The 18,892-nt window shown below is 65.4% G+C and carries 18 protein-coding genes and 1 rRNA gene; 6 read left to right on the plus strand and 13 right to left on the minus strand.

The window, feature by feature from the left end:
- Positions 1-222 precede the first annotated feature (222 nt).
- From ACFPAH_RS09135 to ACFPAH_RS09145, 3 genes are all read left to right on the plus strand, one after another.
- A complete protein-coding gene (locus ACFPAH_RS09135; protein WP_379743920.1) occupies positions 223-1,527 on the plus strand; it encodes a dicarboxylate/amino acid:cation symporter in 1,305 nt (434 codons plus the stop codon).
- Positions 1,528-1,701: 174 nt separating this feature from the next.
- Entirely contained in the window at positions 1,702-2,280 is a 579-nt protein-coding gene (locus tag ACFPAH_RS09140) for a DUF1439 domain-containing protein (RefSeq protein ID WP_379743922.1), read from the plus strand.
- Between the two features lie 345 nt (positions 2,281-2,625).
- Positions 2,626-2,844, plus strand: a complete 219-nt coding sequence (locus tag ACFPAH_RS09145) for a hypothetical protein (RefSeq protein ID WP_379743924.1) — start codon at positions 2,626-2,628, stop codon at positions 2,842-2,844.
- A gap of 114 nt (positions 2,845-2,958) precedes the next feature.
- Here ACFPAH_RS09145 and ACFPAH_RS09150 read toward each other — a convergent pair whose 3' ends face one another.
- Positions 2,959-3,543, minus strand: a complete 585-nt coding sequence (locus ACFPAH_RS09150) for an Hpt domain-containing protein (RefSeq protein WP_379743926.1) — start codon at positions 3,541-3,543, stop codon at positions 2,959-2,961.
- A gap of 42 nt (positions 3,544-3,585) precedes the next feature.
- Positions 3,586-4,602, minus strand: a complete 1,017-nt coding sequence (locus ACFPAH_RS09155; RefSeq protein ID WP_379743928.1) for a CAP domain-containing protein — start codon at positions 4,600-4,602, stop codon at positions 3,586-3,588.
- Positions 4,603-4,743: 141 nt separating this feature from the next.
- Here ACFPAH_RS09155 and pssA point away from each other — a divergent pair, with 141 nt between their 5' ends.
- Complete coding sequence (gene pssA / locus ACFPAH_RS09160; RefSeq protein WP_379743930.1) at positions 4,744-5,544, plus strand: CDP-diacylglycerol--serine O-phosphatidyltransferase; 801 nt, start codon at positions 4,744-4,746, stop codon at positions 5,542-5,544.
- A gap of 23 nt (positions 5,545-5,567) precedes the next feature.
- On the opposite strand, the gene ACFPAH_RS09165 is transcribed toward pssA, so the two are convergent.
- The 11 genes from ACFPAH_RS09165 to ACFPAH_RS09215 form a co-directional block, all read right to left on the minus strand.
- On the minus strand, positions 5,568-5,876 hold the full coding sequence (locus tag ACFPAH_RS09165) for a metal-sensitive transcriptional regulator (protein WP_379743932.1): 309 nt from the start codon (positions 5,874-5,876) through the stop codon (positions 5,568-5,570).
- Positions 5,877-5,880: 4 nt separating this feature from the next.
- A complete protein-coding gene (locus tag ACFPAH_RS09170) occupies positions 5,881-6,807 on the minus strand; it encodes an aldo/keto reductase (RefSeq protein WP_379743934.1) in 927 nt (308 codons plus the stop codon).
- Positions 6,808-6,977: 170 nt separating this feature from the next.
- Positions 6,978-8,123 (minus strand): D-alanyl-D-alanine carboxypeptidase family protein, encoded by a 1,146-nt coding sequence (locus tag ACFPAH_RS09175; protein WP_379743936.1) that lies wholly within the window; start codon positions 8,121-8,123, stop codon positions 6,978-6,980.
- A gap of 133 nt (positions 8,124-8,256) precedes the next feature.
- The gene (locus ACFPAH_RS09180) at positions 8,257-8,892 is read right to left on the minus strand and encodes an alpha/beta hydrolase (protein WP_379743938.1); all 636 of its coding nucleotides are present in this window, start codon (positions 8,890-8,892) and stop codon (positions 8,257-8,259) included.
- A gap of 33 nt (positions 8,893-8,925) precedes the next feature.
- Positions 8,926-9,255, minus strand: coding sequence for a (2Fe-2S) ferredoxin domain-containing protein (locus ACFPAH_RS09185; RefSeq protein ID WP_379743940.1), 330 nt, complete (start codon positions 9,253-9,255; stop codon positions 8,926-8,928).
- A 181-nt stretch (positions 9,256-9,436) separates the two neighbouring features.
- Positions 9,437-10,594: a VanZ family protein gene (locus ACFPAH_RS09190; protein WP_379743942.1), complete on the minus strand. Its 1,158-nt coding sequence runs from the start codon at positions 10,592-10,594 to the stop codon at positions 9,437-9,439.
- A complete protein-coding gene (locus ACFPAH_RS09195; RefSeq protein ID WP_379743973.1) occupies positions 10,591-11,214 on the minus strand; it encodes an ABC-type transport auxiliary lipoprotein family protein in 624 nt (207 codons plus the stop codon). Before ACFPAH_RS09195 ends, ACFPAH_RS09190 begins: the two co-directional genes overlap by 4 nt.
- Before the next feature lie 14 nt (positions 11,215-11,228).
- Positions 11,229-12,176 (minus strand): MlaD family protein, encoded by a 948-nt coding sequence (locus ACFPAH_RS09200; RefSeq protein WP_379743944.1) that lies wholly within the window; start codon positions 12,174-12,176, stop codon positions 11,229-11,231.
- Position 12,177: 1 nt separating this feature from the next.
- On the minus strand, positions 12,178-13,059 hold the full coding sequence (locus ACFPAH_RS09205) for an ABC transporter ATP-binding protein (protein WP_379743946.1): 882 nt from the start codon (positions 13,057-13,059) through the stop codon (positions 12,178-12,180).
- Complete coding sequence (locus tag ACFPAH_RS09210; RefSeq protein ID WP_379743948.1) at positions 13,059-14,192, minus strand: MlaE family ABC transporter permease; 1,134 nt, start codon at positions 14,190-14,192, stop codon at positions 13,059-13,061. The genes ACFPAH_RS09205 and ACFPAH_RS09210 overlap by 1 nt, the downstream gene beginning before the upstream one ends.
- A gap of 56 nt (positions 14,193-14,248) precedes the next feature.
- On the minus strand, positions 14,249-15,763 hold the full coding sequence (locus tag ACFPAH_RS09215) for a B12-binding domain-containing radical SAM protein (protein WP_379743950.1): 1,515 nt from the start codon (positions 15,761-15,763) through the stop codon (positions 14,249-14,251).
- Between the two features lie 155 nt (positions 15,764-15,918).
- On the opposite strand from ACFPAH_RS09215, the gene rrf reads away from it, so the two are divergent.
- Both rrf and ACFPAH_RS09225 read left to right on the plus strand, forming a co-directional pair.
- A 5S ribosomal RNA gene (rrf, locus tag ACFPAH_RS09220) occupies positions 15,919-16,031 on the plus strand.
- A 249-nt stretch (positions 16,032-16,280) separates the two neighbouring features.
- Positions 16,281-18,761 carry a penicillin acylase family protein gene (locus ACFPAH_RS09225; RefSeq protein ID WP_379743952.1) on the plus strand — a complete coding sequence of 827 codons (2,481 nt, stop codon included), beginning with the start codon at positions 16,281-16,283 and terminating at the stop codon, positions 18,759-18,761.
- Positions 18,762-18,892 lie beyond the last annotated feature (131 nt).

The raw sequence follows: 18,892 nt of genomic DNA on the forward strand, positions 1-18,892 counted from the left end.
TGGGATCCTACGAGAAACGGAGCACTTTGCCGAGCGCGGCGCGTCCGCCTGCGCCGCGCGTCCATCGCACAGTCCACGAAGACACACGCCCGCGGCGGCGTGTGCGACGACATCCACCAGGTTCAAGACGCGATATCACGCAGGCCCTTGGGGGCCACGATAAATCGTGTAGCAACTTCGCGCGATGATAAGATAATCATCCTGTGAATGGGGGGGCGCATCATGAAAAAGCCCATCTATAAAGTCTTGTATGTCCAGGTGTTGTTCGCGATTATCATCGGTGTCTTGCTAGGCATCTACGATCCCGGCCTCGCCACCGCGATGAAGCCGCTCGGAGACGGCTTCGTCAAACTGATCAAGATGATCATTGCCCCGGTGATCTTCTGTACCGTCGTCACGGGGATCGCCGGCATGCAGGACATGAAAAAGGTCGGCCGCGTCGGCGCCAAGGCCCTGGTCTACTTCGAGATCGTGTCGACGTTCGCGCTGGCGATCGGCCTGGTCGTCGCCAACCTGATCAAGCCGGGTGCCGGTTTCAACGTCGACCCGACCCACCTCGACACCAGCGCGATCGCGCAATATACGGACAAGACCAAGTCGCTGTCGACCGTGGATTTCCTGATGAACATCATCCCGAACACGTTCGTGGACGCGTTCGCCAAAGGCGAGATCCTGCAAGTCCTGCTCATCGCCGTCCTGTTCGGCTTCGCGCTGTCGTTTCTGGGGGAGCGCGGCCGTCCCCTCGCGCGCCTCATCGAGGACATCTCGCACGCCATCTTCGGCGTCGTGAACATCATCATGAAGGCTGCCCCGATCGGTGCGTTCGGCGCCATGGCCTTCACCATCGGCAAATACGGGGTGAAGTCGCTGATCCCGCTGGCCTCGCTCGTCGGCTCGTTCTACCTGACCTGCGCGCTGTTCATCGTGCTGGTGCTGGGCTTCATCGCCCGCATGACCGGTTTCTCGATCTTCCGCTACCTCGCCTACATCAAGGAAGAGCTGCTGATCGTCCTGGGCACGAGCTCGTCGGAAAGCGCGCTGCCTGCCCTGATGCGCAAGATGGAAAAGCTGGGCTGCCCGAAATCGATCGTGGGCCTGGTCGTGCCGACCGGCTATTCGTTCAACCTGGACGGCACCAATATCTACATGACGATGGCCGCCCTGTTCGTTGCGCAAGCGACCAATACCCACCTGACCCTGACGCAGCAACTCACGATCCTGTTCGTCGCGATGCTGACGTCGAAAGGCGCATCGGGCATCACCGGCGCCGGCTTCATCACGCTGGCCGCGACGCTGTCCGTCGTGCCGACGATCCCGGTAGCGGGCATGACCCTGATCCTCGGCATCGACAAGTTCATGAGCGAATGCCGCGCGCTGACCAACATCATCGGCAACGGTGTCGCCTCGATCGTCGTGTCGAAGTGGGAAGGCGAGCTCGACAAGGAGCGCTTGACCGCCGAGCTGCGTCATCCGAGCCCGGACCTGGACGACTCGCTGCGCGTCGTAGCCGCGCACGAGACCGCCTGACTCCCGAGTTTTACTTGGAGAAGATTGGATCCTTTCTGCCAAGCTGGATCTTCCCGGGCCGCGCTGACGGATGCCAAGCCAGGATGAGATGGAAAGCGGCAGGTTTTTGCCGAGCGCGGCGCGTTCGCGTGCGCGGCCATGCTAGGCTCTCCTCACGTCAACAGAGGAGCCACCATGCCCGACACGAACACGCACGCGCGCCGCACCGTATTGAAAGGACTGGCGGCGCTCTCCGGCGCCGCCCTGCTGGCGTCCTGCGCCAGCGTCCTCGGCCCGCGCGAAGTCGACCTGCCGCTGTACAAGCTGCAGGCCAGCCTCGACCGCCGCTTCCCCGTCGACAACCGCCTGCTCGAACTGTTCGACGTGCGCCTGTCGCGCCCGCAACTGGACGTGCTGCCGGGCGACCGCGTCTCACTGACGGTGGACGCCAGCATCGCCCAATCCTACCTGCGCAATCCGTTGGCCGGGACGCTGGCGTTTTCGGGGCGCTTGTACGTCGACCCGGCGCGCAGCGGCGTTTACCTGGCCGAGCCGCGCGTCGAGCGCTTCGCCGTCAGCGGCCTCGATGCGGCGGCGCAGCGCCAGCTGGCGCGCGCCGCCAACGGCTTGCTCGACCGGGCCATCCTCGACATTCCCGTCTACAGCTTCCGGATGGAGGACCTGCGCTATGCCGGCGTCCAGTACGTGCCGACCCGCATCGCCACCACGGCGAACGGCCTGCGCGTGTCGCTCGAGCCGGCGCAGACGCGCTGAGCCCGCCTTGCATTCTGTTACACAAAAGACCCCTCCGCAGTCCCGCGCACGATTGGAAAACGGCCGGCATGCCTTATCCGTACTGCTATGATTTCCGCAGCCGATACGGTCTTTTGACGCACTCGACGCTGCCATCAGGCGAGGTGTTGCAAGCTTGCCGCAATGGCTCAGGAGCGGCGCCAAGGCCATTGCGGCTGCGCCGGGTTGGGCGCACACTGAAACATCAGGAACGGTTGTGGCAGCGCTGGCGGGCATCGGCCCTGTGGTTGCGTTGCCTCATGTTTGAAATGTTCCGCTTAAGTAATATTGCTTCACGGATCAATGTGCTGCGGTAGGAGGGTAACCTTGGAAACGATACAAGACAGCGTGATGAACGACAGTGTAGCGTCCGAGCCCATCGCCGCAGGCGTGGCCTCTGCCGCCGTGCAGGCCCGGCCAACCCGGCTCAGCCTGCCACCGAAGGGTTCGTGCTGGTACTGCGAAAAGCCGGTCGACAGCGTGCGCCGCTTCTGCGGCAAGGACTGCACCGACGCCTTCGACGAAGAAGCCGAATACACGCGCTGAGCGCGCGCCATCCACAACCCATCGCGGCGTGCGTCCTTCGCCGCAACGGCCTGGCGTTTTCGGCGCTGGCGCCTCGCCGATCCGCCAGGCGCTCCACAGCGTGAAGCCGAAGCCTTATTCTCCGGCTGCCTCGGCGCGGTCGAGCAGCGCCAGGGCGCGCTCGTAATCGAAGGCCAGCACCGCCGCGCAAACACCCTCGTATTCCCGCTCGCCCAGTTGCGCTGCCAGTTCGGTGCGCGCCGCCGTCACCAGTTCGACCGCGGCGCCGTCGCCGATGTCGAGCATGGCGCGCAGCCTGGCCAGGGCGCGGGGCACGGCCGGTGTCGCCGGCGGTGCCGGATCTTCTGCGGCCGGCGCCATGCCGTCCAGTGCGTGCAGCACGCGGGCGAGCGCTTCGCCGGTGTCGCGGCACAGGGTGTCGATATCGTCCCCGCCGTGGCGCAAGGCCTGCTCGAAGGCCAGCGTGCAGGCGTGCAAGCCGCTCGCTTCGATCATCCCGGCCGCACCCTTGAGCGTATGCGCCAGCCGTTGCGCGCCGGCCAGGTCGCCGGCGTCGAGCGCGGCGCGCAGCGCCGTGCCGGTGTCGTGGTAGTCAAGCCGGAAGCGCGCCAGCGCGCGCAGGTAGAGTTGGCGGTTGCCCATCAGGCGCTCGACGCCGGCTTCCACATCGATGACCGGCGCGCAGCCGGGCAGGGGCAAGGAAGAATCGGAACCGTGCCTCATTGGCGGATGGCGGCGCGCTTACAGGGTCGTGAACGACCAGTTGCGCGATACCGGCGTGCCGCCCACGGTACCGGCAAAGCTGACCTCGTAGACGGTACCCGCGGCCAGCCGCGCCAGCGGCACGATTGCTGCCGACGAGCGGCCGGTATTCGTGTCGTTGGCAGTCGTCAGCAGCCGCACCGCCAGGTCGGCGCCGCCGCGCGGGCGCACGGTGAAGCTGGTCACCTGGATGGTCGCGTCGATGTTGGCGTGCACGCTGATCGGATAGCCGACTTCGTTGCGGTCGGGGACCGGATCGGGCTTCTCGGTATCGCTGAAGAAGTTGCGCGGCACGGCAGTCTGGCCGCCGAACGGCCATACCGCGATCTGCCCGCGCGCCAGGCCCGGGCCATAGCCGTTGTTGGCGGTGAAATCGGCGGTGAAATAGTTATAGCCGGTGCTGGTGGTGGCCGCGCCGGTACCGATTTCCTTGAACACCGGCTCGAAGATCACGAAGCGGTGATACACGGCGGTGATCAGTTCCTCGGCCATGTACTGGCCCGAACCGTTGCTGGTGGCGGAAATGACTTCGCCGTAGGCGCGGCTGTTATTCACGTTGAACACATAGCCGGCCGACTGCAGGCGGTCGGCCAGCGTGGCGCCGGTGAAGCCCTGCTTGCCGGGCGTCTGGTCGTGGGTGATGGTGTCGTTGATGCGCTGGTAGTCCGAGTGGCCCTGTGCCGCGATGTCGACGATGTTGTTGCGCACCAGCGTAGACATGCCGATCTGGGCCCTGCGGAAGTTGATCCATTCGCGCCCGTCGAGCGCGATGTTGCCGGTCAGGACAGGCGCGCCGGGGGCGGGCGGCGCCTGCGTCACCGGTGGCGCCGGGGTCAGCGGATCGGGAACGATCGGCGCCGTCGTCGGCGGCGGCGCCGTGCCGGTGGGCGGCGGCGCGGGGGCTTCCGAACCGCCCCCTCCGCCCCCGCAAGCGGCCAGGGCAAGGGCGGTCACGCATCCCGCCAGTATCGTCCTCACGCGAAGCAGCTCGCTCATCCCCATACTCCCGATTCGTATTAACGCCAAAGTGGCACACATTCTAGGATAAAACCGATCCGCATGACGACGGGCACCGTGCGCGACCGTAAGCATGCGCCCTGTAGAATACGGAGTATCCCCATCCAGCCCGGACCTGAATTGAACCAACCCCGCCCTGCACGCTTCGCGCGCGCCAAGTTCGCCCTGCCAAGTTTTGTGACGCTGCTGTCGATCGCCTGCGGTTTCGGCAGCATCGTCATCACGGTCGACAACGCCCAGGTCGGCGCACCCGGCGACTTCCGCCTGGCCGCCATCCTGCTGGTGCTGGCCGGCGTTTTCGACGCGCTCGACGGTTTCGTCGCCCGTGCCACCAATACCCAGTCCGACTTCGGCGTGCAGCTCGATTCGATTGCCGACGTCATGAACTTCGGCTGCGCACCCGGCCTGCTGCTGTACTGCTACGGCTTCGCCCAGCTCGGCGAAGCGCACCCCACCATTTTGCGCATGGGCGCGCTGGCCTGTTTCATCTTCGTGACCTGCGGCGCACTGCGCCTGGCCCGTTTCAATATTTCGGTCGGGCGTACCGATCCGCGCTACTTCGTCGGCATGCCGATCACCGCCGGCGCCGCCTGCGTCGCCTCGGTGGTGGTGGCCTGGCCCGATCCGGTCCGGTCCGCCGCCGGCGCCTTCGCCGTGATGGCGCTGATGGTGGCGGTCGGCACCCTGATGGTGTCGACGGTAAGGTTTCCTAGCAGCAAGCAACGCCTGACCAAGGGCATCTTAATCGCGATTGCGGTGGCCGTGCTGCTCCTGATCATGTTGCGGACACGCTTTTTCGCGCTGTTCTTTGTGCTCTACGTGAGCGCGACGCTGCTGCTCAACATTGGCTGGCGCGGCGGCTGGCGCGGCGTTGCGCCGCCGGTGGTCTATCCGGACGAGGAAGACGAAGAGAAACTATAGGGTGTCAGCGGCCTGGCAAGCCTTCAGGCGAACTTGTCGAGCAGGGCCGCCAGCCGGGCCGCGACGGCGCGCGCGGCGTCCAGGTCTTCGGCCCCTTCGCTGTGGGTGACGACGGTGGCGGTCAGCAGCTGCACGAAGGAGCGGTCGAGCGCCTTGCGCGCCGCCGCCATTTGCTGGGCGACGGCCTCGCAGTCCGCAGGCTCGGCCGCCAGCGCAATCAGCTTCTGGACCCCGCGCAGCTGGCCCTCGATGCGCGCCAGGCGGTTCAGCAGGTCTTTCTTTTGCTGCGCCGTCAGCGCGCTGCCCTCGACAATCTTGACCGGCTCGGCCATGGCGTCAGGCGACTTCGTGGCCGCGCGCGGCGCGCAGGATCGCGAACCAGTCGCTGCGCTCGAGCGTGAAGCCGGTGGCGGCCACCGCTGCCGCGATCGAGGCGATCTTGCCGCTGCCGGTGAGGGGCAGCGGACGGCTCGGCAGGGCCATGATCCACGCGAACACGACGCTGACGAAGGGCTGCCCGATGCGCTCGGCGATGGCCTCGATCGTGGCGCGCAGGTTCACGCTGCGCTCGTCGCCGGCCGCGAACAGGCGCCCGCCGCCCAGCGGCGACCAGGCCATCGGCGCGATGCCGAGGTCTTGCAGGCCGTCGAAGGTTTCGTCGAACATCGGCGCCGTGGCCAAGGGCGAGAACTCCACCTGGTTGGTTGCCAGCGGCACCCGCCGGTTCAGGGACTCGAACTGGTGGCGCGTGAAATTCGACACCCCGACATGGCGTACCTTGCCGGCCGCCTGCAGCGCGATGAATGCTTCGGCGACTTCGTCGAAATCCATCAATGGGTCCGGGCGGTGGATCAGCAGCAGGTCGAGGTAATCGGTCCCCAGTTGGCGCAGCGATTGCTCGCAGGACGCGACGATGTGCGCGCGGCGCGCGTCGTAGTGCTGGATGGTGTGTGCCGGGCGTGCCGGCGAGACCAGCTTGATGCCGCACTTGCTGACGAGTTCCATGCGCCCGCGCAGCGAAGGCTGGGCCCGCAGGGCTTGGCCGAACAGTCCCTCGACACCGTAGTTGCCGTAGATGTCGGCATGGTCGAAGCTGGTCACGCCCATTTCCAGGCAAGCCTCGATGAAGGCGATGCGCTGCTGCACCGACATGTCCCATTCGCCGAGCCGCCACATGCCGGCGACCACGCGCGACAGCGACAATGCGGGGCCATCCTTGCGGGTGAGGATGCGGGGGCAGGAGAGGGCGGCAGGCTGGGTCATCGAGGGGATTTTTTTGCTGGAATGGTAACGGTGCATTATAGCGGCGAGCCGAAATCGGGGCCGGTGCACGCAAGGTGGACGGCCCCACCCGTGGATGCACCAATTTGGTGCAAAAACAACAATGCCCGCCGGGCGCGAGCCGGGCGGGCATTGAATACACAACAATCCGCTTATTTCATCATCAAGCGCATCGAGTCCCAGGCGCGGCCGAAGATGCTCGCTTCCGGCACTTCTTCCAGGGCGACGACCGGCAGCACCAGCAGCGGCTTGTTGTCGACCATCATGCGCAGCGTGCCGATGCGGCCGTTCAGTGGCAGCGGGGCCATCAGCGGGTCCTTGCGCTCGAGCACAGGCTTGAGCTTGCCGGCGACGCCTTTCGGCACCGTCACCAGGATATCGTTGGTGAAGCCGACCTTCACGGTCGACTGCGCGCCCTTCCACACTTCCGGCGTGGCGATCGTCTGGCCCTTCGCGTACAGCCTGACCGTGTCGAAGTTCTGGAAGCCCCAGTTCAGCAGCTTCTGGCTTTCCTGGGTGCGCACGCCATCCGAGCTGGCGCCCGAAATGACCGAAATCAGGCGGCGCTGGCCGCTGTTACCGTTCGGGCGGCGCGCCGAGGCGATCATGCTGTAGCCGGAGGAAGTGGTGTGGCCGGTCTTCATGCCGTCCACGGTCGGATCCAGCCAGAGCAGGCGGTTACGGTTCTGCTGCGTGATCTTGTTGTAGGTGAACTGCTTGACCGAATCGATCTTGTAGAACTCGGGGAAGTCGCGGATCACGTTCTGGGCCAGGCGCGCCAGGTCGTTCGCGGTCGAGTAGTTGTCCGGGCTCGGCAGACCGTGCGGATTGGCGAATTTCGTGTCCTTCAGGCCCATGCGCTGGGCTTCGCGGTTCATCAGCACGACAAAGGTGCCTTCGTCGCCGGCGACAGCCTCGGCCAGGGCGACGGCGGCGTCGTTACCCGATTGCACCATCAGGCCGTGCAGCAAGTCGTCCACGCTGACCGGGACGGCCGGGTCGATGAACATCTTCGAGCTGCTGGAGTCGACTTTCCAGGCGCGGGTCGACACGTTGACCATCGTGTTCAGGGCCAGTTTCTTGTCGCGGATCGCCTGGAAGGTGACGTAGGCCGTCATGATCTTGGTGAGCGATGCCGGTTCGATGCGGGTGTTCGGTTCCTGGGCCGCGATGACCTGGCCGCTGGTGGCGTCGAGCAGGAGCCACGAGCGCGCGGCGATCTGCGGTGCCGGCACGGTTTGCGCGCTTGCCGACATCATCAGCAGGCTGGCGGCCACGGCCGCAATCAGTTTTTTCATGGGAGCTATGTGAGTCAGTAGTAAAGCGGTGGTGAAAAAGCGAATCGAGACAATGCTCTTCAGGCAAGGCCTTGCGGCATTGCCTAAAGGAATGGATTCAATGAAGCGCCTAATTATAGGCCATGTGCTGCGCTCAATTGTTACGGCGCCACATTTGGAGGACAAGATTTTTGATTGGATTCAGGCGCTTATGGAAGAAATGGTCCGCGCCCGGGATCACGATCACGGGGATTTCCAGCGGCCGCGCCCAGTCGAATACCATCTGCAGCGTGATCGTATCGTCGAGTTCGCCGTGGATCAGGATCGTATCTTCCGGCACGTGCGGCATCGGCCATTTGCCGGCCGCGCTGCCGACCAGCACCATGCGTTCGATGGCGTCAGGCTTGCCCTCGTTTTCCAGGCGCGCGCGCAACTGGGCCTGCACGAAGGTGCCGAACGAGAACCCCGACAGCGCCACCGGCAGGCCCGGATATTGTTCCTGCATATGCGCCATCATGACCGCCATGTCGTCGACTTCGCCGTGGCCGCGGTCGTGCACGCCCTCGGACTGGCCGACGCCGCGGAAATTGAAGCGCGCCGTCGCATAGCCGAGCGTCACGAAGGTGCGGGCGAGGGTCTGCGTGACCTTGTTTTCCATCGTGCCGCCATACAGCGGGTGCGGGTGGGCGACCAGGGCGATGCCGCGCGGCGCATCTTCAGGCAGGTCGAGCATGCATTCCATCTTGCCTGCCGGGCCATCGAGGAAAAAACGTTTCGAAAACTTGTTCATGTAGTCCGGAATATCAGTATCGACGGCGAAGCGTCAGATCTTGAGGCGCTCGACGACCTTGCCGCCGAGGATGTGGGTGTCGATGATGTCGTCGATGTCCGACGTGTCGACATAGGTGTACCAGGTGCCTTGCGGGTAGATGACCACGACCGGGCCTTCCTCGCAGCGCTCCAGGCAGCCGGCCTGGTTGATGCGCACCTTGCCCGGCTCGTTCAGGCCGAGCGCCTTGATGCGTTTTTTTGCATGCTTTTGCGCGACTTCGGCGCCGGCCTTGCCGCAGCTCTGGCGGCAGTTCTCGCCCTCGCGCACGTTCATGCAGAAAAACACGTGATGTTCGTAAAAGGGTTTGTTCTCGTCGTTCATGTCAGTCTCGTCCCGTCTTGCGTGGCCAGCTGCAATGATACGCGTTCTTAAGGAGACCTCGAAAACCGTAGCGAGCGGAAGCAATGTCGTCCGAGCCCCAAATGGGGTGATGCTCGCTGTACGAAAGTACAGCGAGCACCACAGGGCGGCAGTGCGACGCGCAGTAGGTTTGCGAGGTCTCCTAACCGCGATTGAGTTTATGGGAGGGGAGCAGCAGGAACCACAGCGCGAAGAAGGGCCACATCAGGGACAGGAACTGGGCCGCGCCGTTAAAATTCAGAAACTTTCCCTGCACCCAACCCTGTAGCGTGAGCATGAAATACGGGTTCGCGGGAATCGTGTTCACCACGATCAGGCTCAGGATCAGCGAGACCACGGCCAGGCGCCGCTGCGCCAGCTGCGGCGCGAAGGCCAGGCCGGCGAGCATGATCGCGCCGATCAGGAAGCCGCCCTCGGCGCCCGGCGTGACCCAGACGAAGGCGTTATCGGGCCGGAACAGCAGCGAACTGGCGAGGGCCTTGACGACCAGCGCCGCGCCCACCATCAGCAGCACCAGCGTGTAGCGCGGCGCGCCCCGGCGCAGCAGGCACAGCAGGGTCAGCGCCGCGCCCGTCATGCCGCAGGCCGTGATGATGGTTTCCGACAGCCAGTACTGCTCCACGCTCATGGCCGGTCCGGGACGCAGCATCGCGACCAGGTCGATGTCCTCGTCGAACAGGTTCGAGAGCCAGCCCGAGACGATCGGCAAAACCTGGCCATGCCCGAACAGGAAGCTCTGCGGATAGATCTGGGCCAGCGGCCACAGCGCCAGCAGCACCAGGCCCTGGCTCGCGTGCGGCGCGAACCAGCGCCGCCGCAGCCGGTTCAGGCGGCCCTCGAGGAGCAGGCCGCGCGCCAGCAGCGGGCCGAGGCAGGCGCCGATGAAGGTGCCGGCCGAGTTGGTCAGCAGGTCGAGGTTCGAGGGCACCCGGCTCGGCAGGAAGTTCTGCACCGTCTCCATCGTGCCCGATACCAGGATGCCGAGGACGGTCGCCAGCAGCGCCGCCCATACCCCGCGCACGAAGGGGTACATCGCCAGCACCAGCAGCACGCCGAGCGGGACGTAGCCGACGATGTTGACCATCACGTCGAAGCCGGTCCAGTAGCGCTGCTTGACCAGGTTCAGGAAGGACAGCAGCGGCAGCCCGTTGCTGCGCCAGCCGGAAAACGGGAACCAGCTGGCGTAGACGATCAGGAGCAGGTAGGCCAGCAGCGCCGCGCGCGAGATGGGCGAACCGCGCCGGCGCCGCTCTTCCTCCGGTATCGGCGCCTCGTGCAGCGGCGCGTCGTTCGTGTTCATCGCTTGCGGGTGTCGATGCCGGCCAGCCATGCGGTGATGTCGGCGGCGACACCGTCGGTGCTGGCGGCCAGCGCCCGCGCGCCGCCCGCGGCGTCGGCGCTCGGTGCCGGGGTGGCGCGGTTGAAGGTCTTCTGGTCGAGCAGCGTGTGGCTGTTGAACACCGAGGCGCGCAGCACCAGCTGGCCTTCGCTCTGGGCGGTGCTGGCGAAGGCGTGCGAGAAGTCGTCGACCTCGAGGCGCAGGATCGGCACGTCGGTGTTCGAATCGGTTGCCGACAGCACCTTGATACCGGCCTGGGCCAGGCGCGACTTGACGCGCTGCGTCACCAGCAGCAGCGGATTGGCGGCCCAGCGCGCGTAGGCATAGGCGCGCGCCTGGAGCGGATCGTCGTAGTTCAGGCGGTAGATCATGCGCTCGTTCTCGAAGGCCGGCGAACCGGTCGCGTCCATCACGACGATCGCCGCCAGCGGCGCCTGCGCGACCTGGGCCACGGGCGGGCCGAGCGGGCCGAAATCGAAATGGTTATTGCCGGGCGCCTTGCTGCCGGACGCGCAGCCGGCAATCGAGAGGGCGAGGGCGGCGGCGCCGAGGAAGCGGAGCGGGCGCATGGTCGTGTGCATGTTCAAGATGAGCCTCATTTGGTCGGGGCGACGAAGCCCGGTTCGCCGGGGCCGGGTTGGAGGGTGTTACCGCCGAACAGGATGCTTTGCGGACGGTCGCCGATCGCGTCCGAGGTGCGGCGCACCGAGCGCAGCGCACTGCGCGCTTCGTCGGTCATGCGCACCAGGTGCGGCAGCGTCTCCGCTTCCAGGTCGGAGGTCACGCCCTGGAGCGAGCCGATGGCGTCGTTCAGGCGGTTCATCGGGCCGTCGGGCGCCTGCAGGCCGGTGGCCAGGCGGTCGTAGTTCTGGACTGTCTTGGTGGCGCTGTCGGCAAAGGTGTTGAACGAATCCAGGCTCCGGTCGAGCTTGTCGGCCACGCGCGGCAGCTTGTCGATCGTCGGGCCCAGGCGCTCCGGAATGCGGCCATAGGCTTCGGCTGCCTTGCTGATGTTGTCGAAGGCGCCGATGATGGTCTTCTGGTTCTCGTCGCTCATCAGGTTGTTGAGGCGCTCGGTGATCTCCTCGGTGCGGTCGAGGATGGCGACGCCGCGTTTTTCCAGCTGGTCGAGCAGGCCCGGGCGCAGCGGGATGCGGCCCACGTGCTCCGGATCGGTCTTCAGGATGGGCGAACCGGTGCGGTCGTCGTCGAGCTGGATGAAGGCGATCCCGGTCACGCCCTGGTAGCCGAGCGAGGCAAAGGTGGTGGTGGTGATCGGCGAGCCGACTTCGACCGACAGCTTGATCAGGATCTGGCCCGTCACCTTCGGGTCGAACACGATTTCGTCGACGCGGCCCACTTCCAGGCCGCGGTAGCGCACCGTGGCTTGCGGGTTCAGGCCGGGAATCGACTGGGTGGTGACGATCTCGTAGGGCGACAACTCGGTCCTGTCGCGGTTCAGCCAGAGGCCGATCAGTACGGTGGCAACCAGCAGGACTATCGTGAAGATGCCTGTCATCAGGGCATAAGATCGGTTTTCCATATCACTCCTTGGGTTCGTCCTCGGCGGCTTCGTCGCGTTCTTCATCGCGTTCCTCATCGCGTTCATCCAGCACTTCGAGTGCCCGTTGTCCGCGCCCGCCGAGGAAGAATTGTTTGATGAACGGATGGTCCACCCGCAGCACGTCGCGCGACGGGCCCACCGCCAGCACGTGCTTCTCGGCCAGGACCGCGATGCGCGAGGAGAGCGCAAACAGCGTATCGAGGTCGTGGGTGACCATTACCACGGTCAGTTTCAGTTCGCGGTGCAGGGCCTGGATCAGCGTGACGAAGGCATCCGACGCGTCGGGGTCGAGGCCCGCGGTCGGCTCGTCCAGGAACAGCAGTCTCGGCTCCAGCGCCAGCGCGCGCGCCAGGGCCGCGCGCTTGGTCATCCCGCCCGACAGGTCGGACGGCATCTTGTTCGCGTGTTCCGCGCCGAGGCCCACCATATCCATTTTCAGCAGCACGGCGTCGCGGATCACGTCTTCCGGCAGCGCGCGCAGCTCGCGCATCGGCTGGGCGATGTTGTCGAACACGGTCAGCGCCGAATACAGCGCGCCCTGCTGGAACAGCATGCCCCAGTGGGTGCGCATACGCTGCAGGCGCTCGGGACCGGCCTCGCTGATGTCTTCGCCGAACACCCGCACGCAGCCGCGCGCCGGGCTTTCCAGGCCCAGCATCTGGCGCAGCAGCACGGTCTTGCCGGTGCCGGAGCCGCCCACGATCGACAGGATTTCGCCCGCATAGATTTCCAGGTTCAGGTCCTGGTGCACGACGGTCTTGCCGAACTTGGTCCACAGGCCGCGGATCTCGACCACCGGCGGGCCGACGTCTTCTTCCGGTTTGCGGTTGAGCTGCTGGGGTACGCGCTGCTGTTCAGCCATCAGAAACCCACCCCGCTGAAGATGATCGCATACACGGCGTCGGCCAGGATCACGACCGTGATCGATGTCACCACCGAGGTCGTCGTGCCGCGCCCCAGGCTTTCGGTGTTCGGCTTGATGCGCAGGCCGAAGTGGCAGGACACCAGCGCGATCAGCACGCCGAAGGTCATGCCCTTCAACAGGCCGATCGTGTAGTTCACCAGCGGCACCGCATCCGGCAGCTTTTGCAGGAAGTAGCGGAACGACAGGCCCAGTTCCAGCTTGGCCGAGGCGGCGCCGCCGAGCAGCGCCATGGCATCGGTCCAGACCACCAGCAGCGGCATGGCGACGGCCAGCGCCACCACCTTCGGCATGATCAGGCGGTAGCCGTGCGAGATACCCATCACCAGCATGGCGTCGAGCTCCTCGTTCACCCGCATCACGCCCAGCTGCGCCGTGATCGAGGAGCCCGAGCGGCCCGCGACCAGGATCGCCGCCAGCAGCGGGCCGAGTTCACGGATCACGGCCATGCCGAGGATGTCGACCAGGTAGATGTCGCCGCCGAACTGGCGCAGCTGCTGCGCCGACAGGAACGAGAGCACGACGCCGATCAGGAAGCCGACCAGGGCCGTGATGCCCAGCGCCTGGAAGCCGGAGTGATAGATGTTGGCCGAGATCTCGCGCCAGGGGCCCGTGTTCGGGCGCCGGATGAAGCGGCCCAGGTCCTGGATCAGGCGGCCGATCAGTTCGATGAAGCCGTGCAGGTGTTCGAAAAAACTGAGCAGGCCGGCGCCGAGCACGATGATCCAGTTCAGCGGACTGGTCTTCTGGCGCGGCAGGCTGTGGCGGCTGGCCTGTTCGATGCGGGCAAACAGTTCTTCCTGGCGCGGATCGAGCAGGAGGTGACGGGGGCGTTTCTTGCCCCAGGCGTTCCACAGCAACTGGGCGCCGATATGGTCGATGCTGTCGACGCCGGTCAGGTCCCAGGCCAGCTCGGATTTGTTCTTGATCCCGGCCAGCATGCGGTTGATGCCCTTGAGCTGGCCCTTCTGGCTCAGCGCATGCACCTGCCAGACACCGCTCGCCATGACAGATTGCGCCGCGCCGCCGGCGGAAGGCTGAATCGTCAATATTGGCGTATTTTCAATCTGCATTGTTGCAGTGTAAAAGGAATTCGCCGACTCTGCCATTGGTCGTCGCCCTAGCGTGCTCAGGCAGCAAGGTGACGAAGTTGACGGGCTGGCGCCGCAGGGCCGGGCGCCGCGCCCGTCTTTTCCCTGTCCTTTTCCTTGGCTTTGGCGGCGCCGTCGACGCTGCCGGCGTAGTCGCTCGCCACCAGGGCGGCGGCCTGCTCGCGCTCCATGCCGGTCAGGGCCAGCCATTCGACCACCAGTTTCGCCAGGCGCTCGAGGGCGATCCGGTGGGTGGCATCGGTCTTCGTGTACATCCAGTTCGAGAACGCCATGAAGTTCTCGAACGGACGCACGCCCAGCAAGACGCGCACGGTGTTGGCGAAGCGTCCCGAGTTGGCCACCAGGTCCCAGTAGCGCGCAAAGCGCACCAGGCGCTGCATGGACGGGAAGTCGATCAGGCTGGTGGCCAGCACGGTATACGGCGGCGCCGGGTCGTACACCATTTGATAAGGCTCGGTATGGCGAATGATCGGCGTGCCGCGCAGGCGCTTCAGGATGCCGAACTGGATCTCGTGCGCGCCCAGGCTCACCAGCTGGTCGAAGCCGCGCGCGAAGCTGGCGACGTCCTCGCCGGGCAGGCCGGCGATCAGGTCCACGTGCAGGTGCGCCTGCGAGTGCTCGCACAGCCAGCGGATGTTCTCCATCGCCTTCTCGTTGTTCTGGCGCCGGCTGACCAGGGCCTGCACCTCGGGATTGAAACTCTGGATGCCGATCTCGAACTGCAGGGCGCCCGGCGGGAACTGGGCGATCGTCTCCTTCAGCGCTTCCGGCAGGTGGTCCGGCACCAGCTCGAAGTGGGCGTAGACCGGGTCGTCCGGGTGCGCGGCCAGCTTGTCGAGGAAGAACTGCATGATCTTCTGGCTGGTCTTGACGTTCAGGTTGAAGGTGCGGTCGACGAATTTGAACAGGCGCGCGCCGCGTGCGTGCAGGCTTTCCATCTGCGCCAGGAAGGCGTCCAGCGGGAACGGCCAGGCGGTCTTGTCGAGCGAAGACAGGCAGAACTCGCATTTGAAGGGGCAGCCGCGCGAGGCTTCCACGTACAGGGTGCGGTGCGCGATGTCCTCGTCGCTATACAAGGTGTAGGGCAGGGCGATCTCGTCCATGGGCGGCTGCACCCCGGCGTGGATCTTCATCAGCGGCTTGGGGCCGTTCAGGATGTCCGCGCACAGCTTCGGAAAGGTGATGTCTCCCCAGCCGGTGACGACGTAGTCGGCCAGTTTCGCGATCGCCTGCTCATTCGTTTCGTAGGACACTTCCGGGCCGCCCAGCACGATCGTCACCTCGGGCGCCACGCGCTTGAGCATGGCGACGACCCTGGTCGTTTCCTCGACGTTCCAGATATACACGCCGAAACCGACGATGCGCGGGCTGTGCAGCAGCAGGCGCTCGACGACGTCGGCGGTCTTGGCGCCGATGACGAATTCCTGGATGCGGGTGTCGCATGCCAGCGGCCCCATGTTCGCCAGCAGGTAGCGCAGGCCCAGCGAGGCGTGGGTGTAGCGGGCGTTGAGGGTGGACAGCAGGATGGTCATGAGGCGAAGTGGCAGGGTAGCGAAGCGGCAAAGGGGGCATTTTACGCGCTGGGGCCACAATCGGTACTGGCGCCCTTTGATCTTGCCTGTTAGAATGCGGCACGGAATTCAGGGATCTGTTGCCCAGTTGTGGAACAGCCTCCCAGCAAGTTATGCCTGATGACCATAGCAAGTCGGTCCCACCCCTTCCCATCCCGAACAGGACCGTGAAACGACTTTGCGCCGATGATAGTGCTGCAACCAGTGTGAAAGTAGGTTATTGTCAGGCTAGTTATAAGAGAAAAACCCAGCCCTGTGCTGGGTTTTTTTTTCGTCTTCGCCGCGCCGGGGCGGGCCGATACGCCCCCCTATTAGCAGCGGCGCGCACCGATGGGCAAGCCATCAACTTGGCTAGGTTAAAAAAGGCTGGCGGACGGACAAACTGATTCTCCGCGTCAAGAGGGCCGCTCAGGATGGCGCCTCCACGGGTTCTTTCGTTTTTCATCTCGCACGCGGCACGGCCGCAGAAAGCGTTAACATGAAACGTCAGCCAGGCGCAACCCAGCGCCGTTTTTCCGCTTGTTTCCCTCCTTGTTTTCCTCCTTGTTTCCCTCTTTTCCTGCAAGCGGGCCTTGCTGCAAGCTTCTTCGTCCTGGCCGGCTGCAGCGACTCCGGCGATCCAGCCAAACCTGCCGCGCCGCCCCCGCCGGTAGCCACCGCTTCCCGCATCCATGTCGACGTCGCACGCACCACCTACGGCGTGCCCCACGTGCGCGCCAACGATTTCCGCAGCCTCGGCTATGGCCTGGCGTATGCGTACGCCCAGGACAACCTGTGCATGTTCGCCGACTCGGTGCTGACTGTGCGCGGCGAGCGCGCGCGGTTCTTTGGCGGCGAAGCCAGGGCGACCCAGCGCAGCGGCGACGAATACGGCGCGGCCAGCGGCTTCATGGACCTCAAGAACGAGGACAGCGACTTCTTCTTCAAGGGCTATCTCGACATCGAGCAGCTGCGCGCCAGCTATGCCGCCGGCAGCGCCGAGCCGCGCGAACTGGTCGAAGGCTATGTGGAGGGCTATAACCGCTACGTCAACAACTTCGCCGGCCAATATCCGGCCGCCTGCAATAACGCCAAATGGGTGCGCCCGATCACGGTCGACGACATGTATTTGGTCATGGCCGAGAAAGCCCTGCATGCCTCGGGCCAGGTGTTCTCGAAAGAGTTCGTAGCCGCCGGGCGCCCGGCCTGTTGCTCAGGTGCTGCGGGCAGCGTCGCCGCCCGCAGCGGCAAGGCGACACTCGACCCGGCCTTCCTGCTGGCCCGGCTCGACCGCTTTAACCGGCAAGGCATCGGCAGCAATGCCCTGGCCGTCGGCAAGGAGCTGTCCAGCAACGGACGCGGCCTACTGCTCGGCAATCCGCACTATCCCTGGACCTCGTCCGACCGCTTTTACCAGGCCCACCTGACCGTGCCCGGCCGATACGATGCGATGGGCGTCATCATCGGCGGCGTGCCCGCGGTCGTGATCGGTTTCAACCGCGACGTCGCCTGGAGCCACACGGTCACCACCGCGCTCCACTTCACCACCTTCCGGCTGGCGCTCGATCCGGGCGACGCCAGCGGCACCACTTATCTGTATGACGGCAAGCCGGTCAAGATGCGCTCCAAAACGGTGACGGTCGACCTGTTGCAGGCCGACGGCACGCTCGCCAAGCGCAGCAAGACCTTCTGGTTCAGCCAGCAGGGCGCGGTCATCGTCAAGCCGGAAGCCGGCATGACCTGGAGCGGGACGGCTGCCTATGTGTTGGCCGACCCCAACCGCAACAACACCCGCATGCTCGAACAGTGGCTCGGCATCGGCAAGGCCGGCAGCGTGCAGGCGCTCAAGGCCTCGCTCGACCAGGTCGTCGGCCTGCCCTGGGTGAATACGGTGGCCGCCGACCGCGCCGGCAGCGCCCTGTTTGCCGATGCCAGCGTGGTGCCGCACATGACTGCCGCGAAGTTCGGCGGCGACTGCATGCTGTTGCCGGCAGCCCTGCTGTTCGACGGCTCGCGCAGCAGCTGCGCCTGGGGATCGGATCCGAATGTCCCCGCGGGCATCTTCTCGCCCGTGAACGGCCCGTCGCTGCTGCGCCTTGACTACGTCGGCAATTCGAACGACAGCTACTGGCTGACCAACCCGCATGTTCTGCTGACCGGGCCGGCACCGCTCGGCTACTCGCCCCTGTATGGCCGCGTGGGCGTCGAACAGCACCTGCGCACGCGGATCGGGTTCCGGCAGTTCGACGACCTGCTGGGCGAGGGCCGCAAGCTGGGGCTGGTGGATTTGCAAAAGCTGGCATTCGCGAACCGCCTGTACGCCGCCGAGCTGGTGCTGCCGGAACTCCTGCCGGCATGCTCGAGCGGCAGCGACCAGGTCCTGCTGCAGGCTTGCGCGGCGCTGGGCGCCTGGGACCGCAAGGTCAACATCGACAGCCGGGGCGCGGTACTGTTCCGTGAGTTCTGGAACACGGCGGCGGCCATTCCGAACAAGTGGGCGGTGCCCTTCAACCCGCGCGACCCGGTGAACACCCCGCACGGCGTGGCGCCGGCCGCGCTGCCGGCAATGCTGGCGGCGCTCAAGAATGCCGCGCTCAAGCTGCAGTCGCTCGGCATTCCGCTGGACGGCCGCCTTGGCGACTACCAGACCGAGACCCGCAACGGCGTGCGCTTCCCTCTCCACGGCGGCATCGGCAACATCGACGGCTCGTACAACTCGCTGACCATCCGCAGCGGCTTGACCGCCAACGGCTACGACGGCGTCTACTGGGGCCAGAGCTATATCCAGACCGTGGGCTTCGATGACGCGGGACCGGTCGCCTATGCGATGCTGACCTATGGCCAGTCGACCAACCCCCGCTCGCCGTACTACACCGACCAGCTGGGCGTGTTCTCGCGCAAGGAGTGGCCGTTGCTGCCGTTCACACAGGACAAGATCAAGGCCGACCCCCACTATATGAACCTGACCTTGACGGAATAGGCGACAGGCGGACCCCGGCGCAAAAAAGAGACTTGCGGAGCGCCGCCGGGGTTCGCTATAATGCGCCTCCCGCTGCAGTAGCGCTGCGAAACCACCAACGAAATCAAGTAGTTGGGCGTTGTCGAAAGTGC

Source organism: Massilia sp. GCM10023247, from assembly GCF_042653325.1.
GTDB lineage: Bacteria > Pseudomonadota > Gammaproteobacteria > Burkholderiales > Burkholderiaceae_D > Telluria.

Coding starts and splice junctions, on each gene's coding strand:
- ACFPAH_RS09135 (WP_379743920.1), top strand. CDS start 223: ATGAAAAAGCCCATCTATAAAGTCTTGTATGTCCAGGTGTTGTTCGCG.
- ACFPAH_RS09140 (WP_379743922.1), top strand. CDS start 1,702: ATGCCCGACACGAACACGCACGCGCGCCGCACCGTATTGAAAGGACTG.
- ACFPAH_RS09155 (WP_379743928.1), bottom strand. CDS start 4,602: ATGAGCGAGCTGCTTCGCGTGAGGACGATACTGGCGGGATGCGTGACC.
- ACFPAH_RS09165 (WP_379743932.1), bottom strand. CDS start 5,876: ATGGCCGAGCCGGTCAAGATTGTCGAGGGCAGCGCGCTGACGGCGCAG.
- ACFPAH_RS09170 (WP_379743934.1), bottom strand. CDS start 6,807: ATGACCCAGCCTGCCGCCCTCTCCTGCCCCCGCATCCTCACCCGCAAG.
- ACFPAH_RS09175 (WP_379743936.1), bottom strand. CDS start 8,123: ATGAAAAAACTGATTGCGGCCGTGGCCGCCAGCCTGCTGATGATGTCG.
- ACFPAH_RS09180 (WP_379743938.1), bottom strand. CDS start 8,892: ATGAACAAGTTTTCGAAACGTTTTTTCCTCGATGGCCCGGCAGGCAAG.
- ACFPAH_RS09185 (WP_379743940.1), bottom strand. CDS start 9,255: ATGAACGACGAGAACAAACCCTTTTACGAACATCACGTGTTTTTCTGC.
- ACFPAH_RS09190 (WP_379743942.1), bottom strand. CDS start 10,594: ATGAACACGAACGACGCGCCGCTGCACGAGGCGCCGATACCGGAGGAA.
- ACFPAH_RS09195 (WP_379743973.1), bottom strand. CDS start 11,214: ATGCACACGACCATGCGCCCGCTCCGCTTCCTCGGCGCCGCCGCCCTC.
- ACFPAH_RS09200 (WP_379743944.1), bottom strand. CDS start 12,176: ATGGAAAACCGATCTTATGCCCTGATGACAGGCATCTTCACGATAGTC.
- ACFPAH_RS09205 (WP_379743946.1), bottom strand. CDS start 13,059: ATGGCTGAACAGCAGCGCGTACCCCAGCAGCTCAACCGCAAACCGGAA.
- ACFPAH_RS09210 (WP_379743948.1), bottom strand. CDS start 14,192: ATGCAGATTGAAAATACGCCAATATTGACGATTCAGCCTTCCGCCGGC.
- ACFPAH_RS09215 (WP_379743950.1), bottom strand. CDS start 15,763: ATGACCATCCTGCTGTCCACCCTCAACGCCCGCTACACCCACGCCTCG.
- ACFPAH_RS09225 (WP_379743952.1), top strand. CDS start 16,281: ATGAAACGTCAGCCAGGCGCAACCCAGCGCCGTTTTTCCGCTTGTTTC.